Annotated in this window: 14 protein-coding genes; 10 read left to right on the top strand and 4 right to left on the bottom strand. The window is 68.3% G+C overall.

Features of this window, described 5'->3' with window-relative positions:
* Positions 1 to 5 precede the first annotated feature (5 nt).
* The 5 genes from I8J34_RS06570 (at position 6) to I8J34_RS06550 (ending at position 4347) form a co-directional block, all read left to right on the top strand.
* The gene (locus I8J34_RS06570; RefSeq protein ID WP_214360588.1) at positions 6 to 986 is read left to right on the top strand and encodes a tRNA dihydrouridine synthase; all 981 of its coding nucleotides are present in this window, start codon (positions 6 to 8) and stop codon (positions 984 to 986) included.
* Between the two features lie 10 nt (positions 987 to 996).
* Positions 997 to 1674 (top strand): tRNA (guanine(46)-N(7))-methyltransferase TrmB, encoded by a 678-nt coding sequence (gene trmB, locus I8J34_RS06565; RefSeq protein ID WP_214360587.1) that lies wholly within the window; start codon positions 997 to 999, stop codon positions 1672 to 1674.
* Positions 1675 to 1753: 79 nt separating this feature from the next.
* Positions 1754 to 2380 carry a UPF0149 family protein gene (locus tag I8J34_RS06560; RefSeq protein ID WP_214360586.1) on the top strand — a complete coding sequence of 209 codons (627 nt, stop codon included), beginning with the start codon at positions 1754 to 1756 and terminating at the stop codon, positions 2378 to 2380.
* A gap of 187 nt (positions 2381 to 2567) precedes the next feature.
* Positions 2568 to 3797 carry an ABC transporter substrate-binding protein gene (locus tag I8J34_RS06555; RefSeq protein WP_214360585.1) on the top strand — a complete coding sequence of 410 codons (1230 nt, stop codon included), beginning with the start codon at positions 2568 to 2570 and terminating at the stop codon, positions 3795 to 3797.
* Positions 3798 to 3987: 190 nt separating this feature from the next.
* On the top strand, positions 3988 to 4347 hold the full coding sequence (locus I8J34_RS06550; protein WP_214360584.1) for a YkgJ family cysteine cluster protein: 360 nt from the start codon (positions 3988 to 3990) through the stop codon (positions 4345 to 4347).
* Here I8J34_RS06550 and I8J34_RS06545 read toward each other — a convergent pair whose 3' ends face one another.
* Positions 4348 to 5190 carry a DUF4922 domain-containing protein gene (locus I8J34_RS06545; RefSeq protein WP_214360583.1) on the bottom strand — a complete coding sequence of 281 codons (843 nt, stop codon included), beginning with the start codon at positions 5188 to 5190 and terminating at the stop codon, positions 4348 to 4350.
* A gap of 98 nt (positions 5191 to 5288) precedes the next feature.
* On the opposite strand from I8J34_RS06545, the gene I8J34_RS06540 reads away from it, so the two are divergent.
* Entirely contained in the window at positions 5289 to 5678 is a 390-nt protein-coding gene (locus I8J34_RS06540) for a response regulator (RefSeq protein WP_214360582.1), read from the top strand.
* On the opposite strand, the gene I8J34_RS06535 is transcribed toward I8J34_RS06540, so the two are convergent.
* The 3 genes from I8J34_RS06535 to I8J34_RS06525 form a co-directional block, all read right to left on the bottom strand.
* The gene (locus I8J34_RS06535) at positions 5640 to 7358 is read right to left on the bottom strand and encodes a potassium channel family protein (RefSeq protein ID WP_214360581.1); all 1719 of its coding nucleotides are present in this window, start codon (positions 7356 to 7358) and stop codon (positions 5640 to 5642) included. The two genes, I8J34_RS06540 and I8J34_RS06535, sit on opposite strands and share 39 nt — an antisense overlap.
* Positions 7355 to 7738: a DUF6394 family protein gene (locus I8J34_RS06530; RefSeq protein ID WP_214360580.1), complete on the bottom strand. Its 384-nt coding sequence runs from the start codon at positions 7736 to 7738 to the stop codon at positions 7355 to 7357. The genes I8J34_RS06535 and I8J34_RS06530 overlap by 4 nt, the downstream gene beginning before the upstream one ends.
* 64 nt (positions 7739 to 7802) lie before the next feature.
* Positions 7803 to 8192: a YchJ family protein gene (locus tag I8J34_RS06525; RefSeq protein ID WP_214360579.1), complete on the bottom strand. Its 390-nt coding sequence runs from the start codon at positions 8190 to 8192 to the stop codon at positions 7803 to 7805.
* A 273-nt stretch (positions 8193 to 8465) separates the two neighbouring features.
* Here I8J34_RS06525 and I8J34_RS06520 point away from each other — a divergent pair, with 273 nt between their 5' ends.
* The 4 genes from I8J34_RS06520 to I8J34_RS06505 are packed head-to-tail and all read left to right on the top strand — an operon-like array spanning position 8466 to position 12751.
* On the top strand, positions 8466 to 10598 hold the full coding sequence (locus I8J34_RS06520) for a TonB-dependent receptor (RefSeq protein ID WP_214360578.1): 2133 nt from the start codon (positions 8466 to 8468) through the stop codon (positions 10596 to 10598).
* Between the two features lie 3 nt (positions 10599 to 10601).
* Entirely contained in the window at positions 10602 to 10895 is a 294-nt protein-coding gene (locus I8J34_RS06515) for an iron transporter (protein WP_214360577.1), read from the top strand.
* A 1-nt stretch (position 10896) separates the two neighbouring features.
* A complete protein-coding gene (locus tag I8J34_RS06510; protein ID WP_214360576.1) occupies positions 10897 to 12435 on the top strand; it encodes a PepSY-associated TM helix domain-containing protein in 1539 nt (512 codons plus the stop codon).
* The gene (locus I8J34_RS06505; RefSeq protein ID WP_214360575.1) at positions 12428 to 12751 is read left to right on the top strand and encodes a DUF3325 family protein; all 324 of its coding nucleotides are present in this window, start codon (positions 12428 to 12430) and stop codon (positions 12749 to 12751) included. Before I8J34_RS06510 ends, I8J34_RS06505 begins: the two co-directional genes overlap by 8 nt.
* Positions 12752 to 13224 lie beyond the last annotated feature (473 nt).

Genomic DNA, 13224 nt, shown 5'->3' with positions numbered 1-13224 from the left:
TCGTCGTGAAGCTTTTGCTGGCGCCCATGGAAGGGCTGGCCGACGAGGTGCTGCGCGACGTGCTCACCCGGTTGTCGCCCTATGATCAGGCGGTGAGCGAGTTCGTCCGCGTTTCGGCGACCGTGTTGCCGCAGCGCAGCTTCTTCCGCATCAGCCCGGAGCTGGCCCGCGGCGGGCGCACCGCGGCGGGCACGCCGGTGCAATTGCAGCTGATGGGCTCCGATCCGGGGCTGATGGCCGAGAACGCGGCGCGGGCACAGCGCTGGTCGCCGGCTGGCATCGATCTGAACTTCGGTTGCCCGGCGCCGACGGTCAATCGCCATCGCGGTGGCGCCGTGCTGCTCGACGAACCCGAGACCCTGCATGCCGTGGCCTCTGCCGTGCGCGCGGTGATGCCGCGCGGCGGGCCGCCGCTGACCGCCAAGATGCGTCTCGGCGTGCGCGACACGCGGCTGACCCTGGCCTGTGCCGAGGCGCTGGCAGAGGCGGGCATCGAACGTATCGTGGTGCATGCTCGCACCAAGCTCGAAGGCTATCGCCCGCCGGCGCACTGGGCCTGGGTGGGGCGAATCGCCGAGCAGGTGCGTGTGCCGGTGGTGGCCAATGGCGAGGTGTGGTCGGTGGCCGACTGGCAGCGCTGCCGGCAGGAGAGCGGGGTGGCCGATGTGATGATCGGCCGCGGCGCGGTGGCCGATCCGTTTCTGGCGCGCGACATCCGCGCCGGCGTCATCCATGCGGCGGACGATCCGCGCGCAGCCGACTGGGCCGAGTTGCTGCCGGCCATCGCGCTGTTCTGGGCACGGGTGCGCAGCAAGCTGCAGGCGCGTCATGCGCCGGGCCGGCTCAAGCAGTGGCTGGGCTTCCTGCGCCGTCGCTTCGTACAGGCCGAGGCGCTCTACCAGGCATTGCGACCGCTCGACGACGTGCATGCCATCGATGCGGTGCTGGTGCAGGCCGGCGCCGGTCTTCCGGCCCGGGCGGCCTAGGACTTCTGCCATGAGCTACGCCAATTCACGCATTCCGGTCAGTGCCCAGCAAGGGGTGCATGAGGACCTGCTCCGTCAGGTCGAGCGCCATCGCGACCATCCCTTTCGCAAACCTTTTACCGACTACAACCGCGAGGCCTTCGCGCAAGCGCTGGCCGGCTGGGACCGCAGCGCACCGCTGATTCTCGATGCCGGCTGCGGCGTGGCGCACAGCACCATCGCCCTGGCGCGCGCCTATCCCGACCATTGGGTCATCGGTGTCGACCAGTCGGCCGAGCGCCTGGGGCGGCGCAAGCCCTATCCCGAAGCGCTGCTGCCCAAGAACATGGCGCTGGTGCGGGCCGATCTGGTGGATTTCTGGCGCTTGATCGAGACCGAGGGCCTGCGCCTGGCGCGGCACTATGTGCTGTACCCGAATCCATGGCCGAAGATCGGCCATCTCGGGCGGCGCTGGCATGCGCACCCGGTGTTCCCGACCCTGCCGCGGCTGGGCGGTGTGCTCGAATGCCGCACCAACTGGCAGGTGTATATCGAGGAATACGCCGTGGCGCTGGGCGCGCTGATCGGCCAGACGGTGGCCTGGGAAACCTTCGCCGCCGACGTCCCGCTGACGCCCTTCGAGCGCAAGTACCGGGACTCCGGCCAGCCGCTCTACCGCGCCGTGGTGGATCTGGACGCGCGCGGCTGAGTTGTTGTTGCGGCGCACCCCGTCTTGGGGCATGCTGGCGGACGCCGGTGATCACCGGTGTCATCCAAGGGAGAGGCGCATGAACACCACGCAACAGGGCTCCGTTTGCCTGAGCGATTCGGAAATGGACGCCTTCGAGGCGCTGCTCGCGTCGGACGTGGTCCCCGATGACTGCATGAGCCTGGAGATGCTCGATGGCTACCTGGCGGCCGTCATCGTCGCGCCGATGCCGCTCAAGACCGTCGAGTGGCTGCCGTCGGTGTGGTCGGAGTCGGAGGTCGACATGCGTGGTGCCGGGGTGCAGAAGGTGCTCTCCCTGGTCCTGCGTTACCACGACGAGCTGGTCGAGACGCTGGGCGACCCCGAAGGCTGGGCGCCGTTTTTCTATGGCGGCGACGAAGAGGCCGACGGCACCCGCCTGGGCGACGAATGGATGACCGGCTTCGAACTCGGCCTCAGCCTGTGGCCCGAGGATTGGGCCGACGATCTCGACGGCCATGATGCCGCCACCTTCGAAGGCCTGATCGAGCGCGCGATGGCGCCGTGGGCGGACGACGACATGGCCGAGGCCGACGACGACACCCGCATCGAGTGGCTCACCGCCACGGCCGCCGCGGTGCGTGCGATGCGCCATCTGCGCGACGCCTGCGGACTGCCGCCAGTGCCGCACGCGATGGTGGTGCCCGGCGCACCGGTCGGCGCCTGAGCTGCTCGATCCAATGATTTGCCGACCTTGGCCGACACGTTGGGCAGCGACTGTGCGATCCTATTCCCCCTATCGCTTCAGGGGTTTTCCCTGATCGGGAAACACCTGATCAGGGAAAGAAGTGGATTCAATCTAGACTTCACGACGACCGTCATGCCCACAAATGACGGCATGACGGAGACGCTCCATGACCACACCGCAATCCTCCCGGCGCCGGGCCAGCCTGCTGTCGGCCCTGTGTCTTGCGTTCGGCATCGCCGCCGCCCCGGCCCATGCCGACGATCCGATCAAGATCGGCCTGTCCGGCCCCTTCAGCGGCGGCAGCGCGCCCATGGGCAACAGCATGCGCCTGGGCATCCGCATGGCGGTCGACGAAATCAATACCTATGTCGGTGGCGTGCTCGGCCGCAAGATCGAACTCGTCGAACGGGATGACGCCGCCAGCCCCGACAAGGGCGTGGAGATCGCCAAGGAGTTGATCGAGAAGGAAAAGGTGGCGGTGACGGTGGGTATCGTCAATACCGGTGTCGGCTTGAAGACCATCGATCTCTACCAGGCGGCCAAGGTGCCGCTGGTGGTCGCGGTATCCACCGGTTCGGAGCTGACCCGGCGCTTCGCCCCGCCGAATGCGCCGCACAATTTCGTCTTCCGCATGTCGCCGCGCACCGGCGTTTCCAACGCCTTTCTGGCCCGCCATCTGGTCGAGGGGCGCGGCTTGCGGCAGATCGGCATTCTGGCCGACGACACCGGCTATGGCGAGGCCGAGATGGGCGACCTGGTCAAGGCGCTGGCGACCCATGGCGTGAAGCCGGTGCGCGTCGAGCGCTTCGGCATCGGCGATCGCGACATGCGCACCCAACTCGACGCGGTGCGCTCGGCCGGTGCGCAGGCGCTGGTGATGTTTGGTATCGGTCCGGAGCTGGCGGCGATTGCCAAGGGCAAGGCAGAGATGGGATGGTCGGTGCCGACCTTCGCCAGCTGGACGGTGTCGATGCGCAATTTTCTCGACCAGGCCGGGCCGGCCGGCGACGGGGTGATGACGGTGCAGTCCTTCATCCCCGGCAGCGAGAACTCCCGGCACCGGCAGTTCGTCAGCGAGTTCGCCAACCGCTACGGCAAGGACGCCATGGAGTCGGCCATGTCGGCGGCGCAAGGCTATGACGCCATGCGGGTCCTGTTCAACGCGATGTCGACCGCCGGCAGCCTGGAAGGCGACAAGATCCGCAACGCGCTCGAGCATCTCGATCGCGGCGTGGAGGGCGTGGTGACGACCTACATCCGGCCGTTCACGCCGGAGGACCATGACGCCATCACCGAGAACATGCTGGTGCTCGGCGTGGTGCGCCAGGGGCGCATCGAGTACGCCTTCAAGGAAGATGCCCGGCGCAGTTTCGCCATCCGCCGTAAGGGGCAGTAAGTCCCGCCGGAAGCCATTGATTCGGCGGTGGAAGTGGATATAATCCGCGCGCCGGAATCGATGAGTCGCAACCACAATCAGCCCCCGCGGCATCTCCGGATGCCGCAGTCCAGCAGGCGCGAGACGTCGTCGATTCGGCGGCATGCACAGGGTGTGCATGCCGGCGTTTCACTAGCGTGTGTTGGACGACATGAGCGACCCGAATCCGTGTCTTGAGTGCGGCATCTGCTGCACCCATTTCCGTATCTCTTTCTATTGGGCCGAGGCGGACGACGCCCCGGGCGGCTTCGTGCCGGCCCACATGACCGAGAAACTCAATCACCACATGAGTTGCATGAAAGGCAGCAACCAGCTGCCGCGCCGTTGCAGCGCGCTCGAGGGCGAGGTTGGCAAGGCGGTGTCGTGCAGCATCTACGAGAACCGGCCCACGCCCTGTCGGGAGTTTCCGGTGTTCTTCGACGACGGCACACCGAATCCGAAGTGCGACGAGTTGCGTGCGCTGATCGGCCTGCCGCCGATCGAACCGCTCGGGTTTCCGCGCGCGGCCTGATCAGGCCGGCTCGGCGACTGCGCCGAGAATGGCGAGCGGGCCGGCCGCCATCAGGGCGGGCAGGGCGTCGCGCGATTTGACGAAGAACGAGCCGGCAAAACCGAGGGCGTTGACCGACATCTGCTGCCAGCGCTCTGCGCGGCGCGGGATCAGCCACATCCAGTCGCGCGTCATCAGCAGGTTGTAGGGCGGCAGCTCGTCGGCGTTGTCGATGGCCAGTTGCGCCAGCAAGGCGCGGTAGCAGGCGCCCAGATCGGCGCCGGGCGAAGGCGCCTGCCAGGTGCGGGTCGGCAGCGGCGCGTAGGCATGGCGAAAGGCGAAGCGCCCAGGCCCATCGGCCAGGGCCTCGGGCAGCACCTGGGCCAGCGGCGGCAGGTCGGGGATCCACTGCAGGTGTTTGTGGTCCTGACTGGCGCCGGCGCGCTCGCCGGCATTGTAGAAACCGAGCCCGCCATGCACGGCCAGGATGGCGCCGAGGGCGGCGAAGTCGGCGTCGGTGATCGGCGCGGTCTGTCTTTCGAAATGCTCGGTCACCACCAGCAGGTGGCGGGCCATCACGGGATACTTGTTGAGCAGGACCTGATGATGTGGGCCGAGGGCGCCCAGCGTCAGCATCGGCTCGGGGGGCAGAAACGGGTTGTGGTGATCCGAGCGCGACGGCTTGTGGCGATGCCCCGCGGCGGGCGGGGCGGCCATCCATTTGACGACGAAGGGCAGGCCGTGGTCGTCCAGCCAGGTTTTTTCGGTGGCGATGGGGTGGAGCGCACCGTGCCCAAAGGCGTCGCCCAGACGCTGGTCGATGGCGTCTGCGCTCAGGTCTGCGGCGGGCGGTGGTGGCTTCATGGCGGCCCATCATAGCGATTTGCGGCGGCGCGGCAAGCGCATCGACCCAAGATTGAGGCACACTGCCGCATGTACTCACTGACGGTGGGCGAGATGCCATGCGAATCCTGATCGTGGATGACGACTATGTGAACCGGAAATTGCCGGCCGTGGTGCTGGGGCGCGTCGGCCATGTGGTGATCGAGGCGGCGAACGGCACCGATGCGTTGGCGATCGCCGCGCGCGAGACGGTCGATGTGGTGCTGCTGGATCTGACCATGCCCGACATGAGCGGTTACGAGGTCTGCCGGCAACTGCGCGCCCGCGCGGGTGGCGATGCGCTGCGGATCGTGGCCTACACCGCCTATGGCATGGATTCCGTGAACGAGCCGCTGCAGGCGTCGGGCTTCGACGCGCTGCTGCTCAAGCCGGTGACGCCGGCCGACATCCTGGCGGCGATCCGCCCGCCCTCAGCCGATGCCGGAGATCCGCCGTCGCCGCTGGGCTAACCACTCCCACACCCAGCCACCCGGCCGGTCGGCACCGGTCAAGACATAGTCGAGGGTGTGTTCGTTGCTGACGGTGAGCGTAAAGTCGGCCCGCGAACCGGGTTGGCCGACCAGCAGCAGGCGATCGCCCGGGCGGACGAGCGCATCGGCGGTGGGCAGGACGACATGATCGTCGTCATCCCGATGCAGGTAGAGCACCGCGGCGGCCAGTTCCTGCGCCCGATTGTGTGGGTCGCGCATCAGATCCCCGAGCCGCACGGCGCGGCTGTTGCGCATCAGGTGCCGGTAGAGCGCCGGTGCGCGCTGGAGGTTGAGGCGTACGCTCCAGACGGACGGCACGTTCCAGCCGAAGCGCGTGGTGAGGGTGTCGAGTAGGGCGGCGGACCAGGCGTCGTCGCGGGTGGCGATTTCCTGCAGGAAGGGTTCGAGCAGCGGGGTGGTGAGCACCGCCAGGCATTCGTTGCCGATGATCTCGCTGGGCACCACGGTGACGTCGGAGTCGAAGGCGTCGAACAGCGCATGGTTGGCATAGGCGTTCATGCGCAGGATCACGAACAGGTCGGGATTCAACTCGCGGGCGGTGACGGCGATCGACAGGTTGTCGATGTCGTTGCCGGTGCTGGCGACGATGCCCACCGCCTGTTGGATGTTGGCCCGCTCCAGCGTGGCGGCACCGGTGGCGTCGCCGCGCACCACGCGGTGGCCGTGGCCGTCGGGCGCCTCGCGGTCGATGATGATCACCGGCACGCCTTCCTGGTCGAAGGCCTCGACCAGGATCTTGCCGAAGCCGCCGTAGCCGCATAGCACCCACTTGCCGAGCGGCGGGTCGCGATGGCGTTCGACGGCGGTGCCGGGCAGGCCGGTCAGCCAGGTGAGCAGGTGGTAAGTGTTGGGCGCATGCAGCGCCAGCGCCAGGTATTCGGCGAACTTGGCGAAGGGGTTGATGATGTGGCGGGTGCCGAAGGAGGCCATGTTGGCCGCCACGTCGGCCGAGCTGGCGCGGCACATGGCGGGCAGCTTGGGCGCCAGCAGGCGCGCCGAGATGGCGATGGCCAGGTTGGCGTTGTCGTCGTCGGTCAGGGCCAGCACGCCGCGGCAATTCCGGTTGGTCAGGCCGGCAAAGCGTAGCGTCTCGGGTAGGCGCGCATCGGCGGTCAGGCAGGGGATGTCGGTCACATAGCCATGCAGCTCCTGCTCGCTGGCCTTGACCGGGTCATGCTCGACCACCACCGCCCGCTCGCCGAGCCGGTCGAGCGCCTTGCACACCAGGCGGCCGGTTTCACCGTATCCGCAGACCAGATAGAAGGGTTCGTGGATGCGGCGCACCTGGCGGGCGAAGTGCGCGGTGTCGACGGCGTTGCGGAAGGTCTGGTTCTGCAACAGCGCAAACACCGAGCCGATGGTGTAGGCCCAGCCGACCACCGCCATGTAGATGCAGATCGTCACCCACAGCCGCTGCTGCTCGGAGAACACCTCGGGCACTTCGCCGAACCCGATGGTGGTGGCCGTGTAGCTGATGAAGTAGAAGGCGTGGAAGAAGCTCATCCGTTCGCCGTCGATCCCCGGCACCAGGGTGAGCCCCAGGACCGATACCGAGAAGATGACGATGAGCGTGAGCAGCGGCGCGCGCAGCCGCCGCAGGGCGAGAAACAGCGTGCTCTGGTGGCCGGCCGGCGTCATCGACGCTGCATGATGGTCTCGGCGATCAGGATGATCACCGATACGATGTTGGCGAACAGCGCGCCGCCCGACAGCGACACCACCTTGGCGGTGATGTCCGGTGTCATGCCCGTGCCCAGCACATGCGCCCCGTAGCCCCACACCATGGCCGCCGCGATCAGCTGCAGGTCGGCCACCAGCGAGGTGGACAGATGCACCGCGCCGATCTGCGTGCGGTCGCCGAACTTGAGCACGGTGGCGATGAGGTTCACCACGATGGCGGCGAACAGCTCGTAGATGTCGTGGTGGGCGGGGTTGTCGAGATCGCCCACGAAGAAGCCGAAGTTGAGCGTGGCGGCAAGGACGATGAAGAAGCCGAAGATGACCTTCTCGAGATTCATGCGCGGGCGCTCCGGGGCGGCGAAAGACTGGAAGCCTGATTATAGGCAGCGCGGCGGGGCGCTGTCAGTCGCCCAGGATATCGCCGTCGACATAGAACCAGCGCCCGTCTTCATGGACGAAGCGACTGCGTTCGTGAATCTGCCCCGGGCGGCCGCCGCTGCGGTAGCGCGCCACGAACTCGACCGTGGCCGTTGTCGGGCCGGTGGCGACGGCCGATTCGACGCTCAGGCCGGTCCAGCGCGGCCCGTCGGTCAGATCCAGCGTTTCGGGGCGTGTCGAGGGGTGCCAGGTGGCGCGCAGATAGTCGGCCTCTCCCTGGCAGTAGGCGCTGTAGCGCGAACGCATCAGGGATTCGGCATCCGCGGCGACGGTGTCGCCGGCGATCAGACGGCCGCAGCAGGCTGCATAGGTGGCCGGGCGGCCGCAGGGGCAGGGGCGGGTTCGGGTTTTCATGCGGGTGCACGGTAGCGCCCTTGTTCGTCACCGGGAAGTGGCCGGGCGGTGGGATCGAGCTACGAAATTGGTTGTAGTTGAGAATGGTTATCAATTAAAATTCTGCCCTTCGCTTGGTTTCGTCTGCGCGACCTCTCGCCGGAAACCCACCCAAGCCGCCGGAACCGTTGCCGACATGCCGCGCACGGATCGACCCGGCTTTCCGCAGCCAGCCACGAGCACCGCTCTTCGCCAGCCATGGATTCGAACCACGATTGACATGGAGAGTGACCGATGCTGCGTATTTCCCGTCCCACCCCCACCAACCGCCTACCAGCCGTGACGGCCCTCGTCGGGGCGATGCTGGCGCTGCCGGCCGCCGCCGAACCGCGGCCGACCGAGCTCGACAGCGTCACCGTCAGTGCCACCCGTTCGGGCGGCGTGGCGGGCGAGACGGCGCAGAAGATCACCGTCATCTCGCGCGAGCAGATCGAGCGCCAGCTGGCCATCTCGTCGGACCAGGCGCAGGTGCTGAGCAATCTGCTGCCGTCCTACTCACCGAGCCGGCAGAAGCTGTCCAACGCCGGGGAGACCTTCCGCGGCCGCAACCCGCTGTTCATGATCGACGGCATCCCGCAGTCCAACCCGCTGCGCGACAGCTCGCGCGATGGCTACACCATCGATCTGTCGATGGTCGAGCGCATCGAGATCATTCACGGCGCCAGCGCCGAGCATGGCCTGGGCGCTACCGGCGGGATCATCAACTTCGTGACTCGCCGCACCCGCAGCGAGACGCTGCGCCAGCATGCCGGCATCCGTTTCACCGGGCCGACCGATTCGGTGTCCGACGGGTTGGGCTACAAGCTCGACTACCGTGTCGAGGGCATGAAGGACGGCTGGGAATTCCTCGCCGGCGCCAGTTACCAGACCCACGGCCTGTTCTACGACGGGAAGGGCCAGCCGATCGGGGTGGACAACACCCAGGGCGACATCATGGATTCGGTCAGCCATGACATCCTGCTCAAACTTGGCTACTGGTTCGATGACGACCAGAACCTCGCCTTCAGCCTCAACCGCTTCATGCTCAAGGGCAACAACGACTACACCAATGTGCCGGGCGACGCCGATGCCGGCATTCCGGCCACCTCGCGGCGTGGCACGCCGCCGGCCGGCAAGGCGCCGCAGAACGAGGTGACCACCGCCAGCCTGGCATACAAGCACGGCAACCTGGCCGGCAGCGAGCTGGCCGTGCAGCTCTACTCGCAGCGCTTCCGCGCCCGCTTCGGCGGTGGCACCTTCGCCACCTTTCAGGACGCCAGCCTGGCGCCGGTGGGCACCTTGTTCGACCAGTCGCAGAATGAATCCGACAAGCTCGGTGCCAAGTTCACGCTCAGCCGGCACGACCTGTTCTCCAACCGGCTCACGCTCACCGGCGGCTTCGACATGTTGCAGGACACCACCCGCCAGATGCTGATCGCCACCGACCGCGAGTGGGTGCCCGAGACGCAGTTCCGCAACTTCGCCCCTTTCCTGCAGGCTGAGCTGCGCCCCATCGAGCAGCTCAAGCTGCAGGCCGGCGTGCGCCGCGAATACGCCAAGCTGCAGGTCGACACCTTCCGCACCGTCGCCACGGCCAACGGCGTGACGGTGGCTGGCGGCGAGCCCAGCTTCCAGGAGACGCTGTTCAACGCCGGCGTCGTCGTCCAGGCCACCGACTGGGCGCAGGTGTTCGCCAACTACTCGGAGGGCTTCGGCATGCCGGACGTCGGCCGGGTGCTGCGCGGCATCAACCAGCCGGGGCTACGGGTGGACGACTTCCTCGACCTGCAACCCATCGTCACCGACAACCGCGAGATCGGCGTGCGCCTGGCGCACGGCCCGTTCGACCTTGAAGCCAGCTACTTCGAGTCCGACGCCGATCTGGGCTCTCGCCTGCAGAACGTCGGCGGGGTGTACCAGGTGCGGCGCGAACGGACCGAGATCAGCGGCGTCGAGGCCAGCGCCGGCTGGCGCCTGAACGACGACCATCGCCTGAGCGCCGGCTATGCGCGCCTGACGGGCCGCTCCGACACCGACGGCGACGGCAAGGTCGACACCGATCTGGACGGCGCCAACATCTCGCCCAACCGCCTCACGCTGGGCTGGCAGGCGCGCTGGAGCGACCGCCTCGACACCCTGGTGCAGGCGAACCACTTCTTCGACCGCAGCTTCGACAAGGCGTCGCTCGATTTCGACGGCTACAGCCTGCTCGATGCCTCGGTGACCTACCGCCTGAGCGAAGGGCAGGTGAGCGTCGGCGTGGAGAACCTGCTCAACGAAGACTATGTGACCTACTACGGCCAGAGCGCCGACTCGACCACCCGCGACGAGCGCTACTTCAAGGGCCGCGGGCGGACGCTGGCGATCGGCTACCGGGTCGATTTCTGAGCCATGACGAGGCGCGCAGGCCTGATCGTCTCGCGAGTGCTGGCAGCGGTGGGGGCGGGCTATGCCTTCACCGCCAGTGTGGTGGCGCTGGTCGCGGTGGCGCTGCCCGCCATCTTCGGCATGGCGCGCAGCGAGGCCGTGGTGCTGGCCGCCATGCTCGGCTTCGTCATCTATCTGCTCGCGCTGCTGTGGGCTGCGGTCGAGCCGCGCTTGTGGTGGGTGTGGGCCGGGCTGATCGGCGGCGCGGCCGTGAGCTGGGCGCTGTCGCTGGCCGCCCGCCTGCCGGTGGCCGGTTGAGATGACGCCGCGTTGGCGCCACGCCATGGTCGGGCTCCACACCTGGGCCGGGGTGTGCGTGGGTACGCTGCTCTTCGTCATCTTCTGGATGGGCAGCCTGTCGGTGTTCGACCGCGAGATCGACCGTTGGATGATGCCGGCCACCCGGCTGCCGGCGCCCAGCGGGCCGCCGTCGCTGGATGCCACCGTGTTGCCCGTGGCGGCGCGTCTGGCCGGCGGAGCTTCGCCATGGACCATCGTCCTGCCGAGTGCACGCGTTCCTGCGATCGAGCTGCGCTACACCGATGCCCAGGGCGAGCCGGTGCGCCGCCATATCGATCCGGCCAGCGGCGCGCTGCTGCCCGAGGCCGGCAGCCTGGGGGCGAGTGGCTTTTTCTTCCCCTTCCATTTCCGCCTGCACCTGCGCTTTGCCGACATCGGCTACTGGCTGGTCGGCGTGGCCGGTATGGCGATGCTGGTGCTGCTGGTCTCGGGGGTGATCGTCCATCGGCGCATCTTCAGCGACTTCTTCACCTTCCGCCCCCGGCGCGCCCTGCCGCGCGCCACGCTCGATGTGCACAACCTCAGCGGCGTGCTGGCCTTGCCGTTTCACTTTGTCATCACGTTGTCGGGGCTGATCATCTTTTTCGCCATCTATTTCCCCTCGGCCTACCAGATGGCCTACGCCGGGGCCGCGGTGGCGCCGCGCGCGGCCTTCGATCGCGACGCCTTCGGCACCTGGCAGCGGCCCGCCAGCGGCCAGCCCGGGCAGCTCGCCTCGCTCGACGCGATGCTTGCCACGGCGCGAGATACTTGGCAGGGCAGGGAGGCGTATTTCGTCCGCGTCTGGCATCCCGGCGATGCCGCCGCCTATGTCGAGCTGCGCCGCAGCGTGGCCGAGGGCATCCCGATGAACGTCGACCGGCTCGTGTTCGACGGCGCCAGCGGCCGGCTGCTGCACCGGCACAAGGCCCAGCCGGTGATGGCCGTGCAGCGCTTCATCGCCGGCCTGCACTTCATCCAGTTCCGCCACGGCCTGCTGCGTGCGCTGTACTTCGTGGCCGGCCTGGCCGGCTGCGTGATGATCGCCTCCGGCCTGCTGTTCTGGCTGGCGGCGCGTCGGCGCCGCGCGGGCGGGGTGGGGATGCGCCTGGTCGATGCGCTGACCGTTGGCGGCACGACGGGCACCATTCTCGCCACGCTGGCCTTCCTGATCGCCAACCGGGTGTTGCCCGGCGATGGGGCGGCGCGGGCGGCGCTGGAGATGCAGGTGTTTTTCGCGGTGTGGGTACTCGGCTTCTGCCATGCAGGGCTGCGCCCCGAGGGCGCCTGGCGGGTGCAAAGCCGCGCTATCGGCGTGGCGGCCGCGGTCGCCGTCGTGCTCAATGCGCTCACGACCGGCATGCATCCGCTGGCGGCCATGGCCGGCGGGCAGTGGGCGGTGGCGGGCGTGGACGGCGTGCTGCTGCTGACCGCCGCCCTTGCGTGGGGCGTGGCCCGCCGCGGCGGCCGGCAGCCCGCCTCGGCGGCGAGCGCCGTGGCCGGCGCCGATCATGGCTGAGGCACTGCTGCTGGCGGCCTGCCTGGCCGGCTATGCCGGCTTCGGCCTGCTGGCGGTGTCGATGGCCCGGCACTGGCGCGAGCTGGCGGGCGATGCCGCGTTGCCGCCGGCGCGGTGCCGAGCGCTCCGGCGGGTGGGCGCGCTGGCCATTGCCGGCAGCTTCGCGCTGGTGCTGTGGCGCGACGGCGGCGGTTTCGGCAGCCTGCTCGGCATCTTGCTGCTGAGCGCCTGCGCCACGGCTGTTGCCTTCACCCTGAGCGCCCGACCGCGCTGGTTGACCGGTTTCGCCGAGCGCCTGGCCGAACGCTCGCGCTGAGCGGCGCTGCGCCAGGCTCTCATCCGGCTTGGTCGATGACCGACAGGCCGGTGATGCCCCGCCGACGAACGCGACGAAGGTGCTGACCCCGTTTTCGCGGCGCAGCATTTCGGCCCGGTATGCACCAGATCGGTGGTCGTGCTGCCCTCGGGCAGGGCGCCGGTTAGTCCGATACCGATCACCTCCTGCGTGAGGAGGTACACCGGCTGGCCGTGCATCGCCGCCTCGGCTTCGATATCGCTACGCCGTTGATCATGGCGGTGTGCGAGTCGGTGCCGACTCGGCGTGTCGGGGTCGTGCTGATCGTCGCCGTTCGAGTGCTGCCGGGGAACAGCTGCGCGAGATTGACCCGACGCAGGATGCCGATGCCCGGCGGCACCACCTTGAAGGTGGGCAGCGTGCTTGGCGGCGAATCGGGCCCGGCGGACGCCGGGCGGTGAGGGCGCTACATCGGCAGTAGACCGGCTGGAGAG

It is taken from the genome of Denitromonas iodatirespirans (assembly GCF_018524365.1).
Lineage (GTDB): Bacteria > Pseudomonadota > Gammaproteobacteria > Burkholderiales > Rhodocyclaceae > Nitrogeniibacter > Nitrogeniibacter iodatirespirans.
Note: the sequence above shows the minus strand (reverse complement) of the source record. Positions and strands in the feature narration are given on the sequence as shown.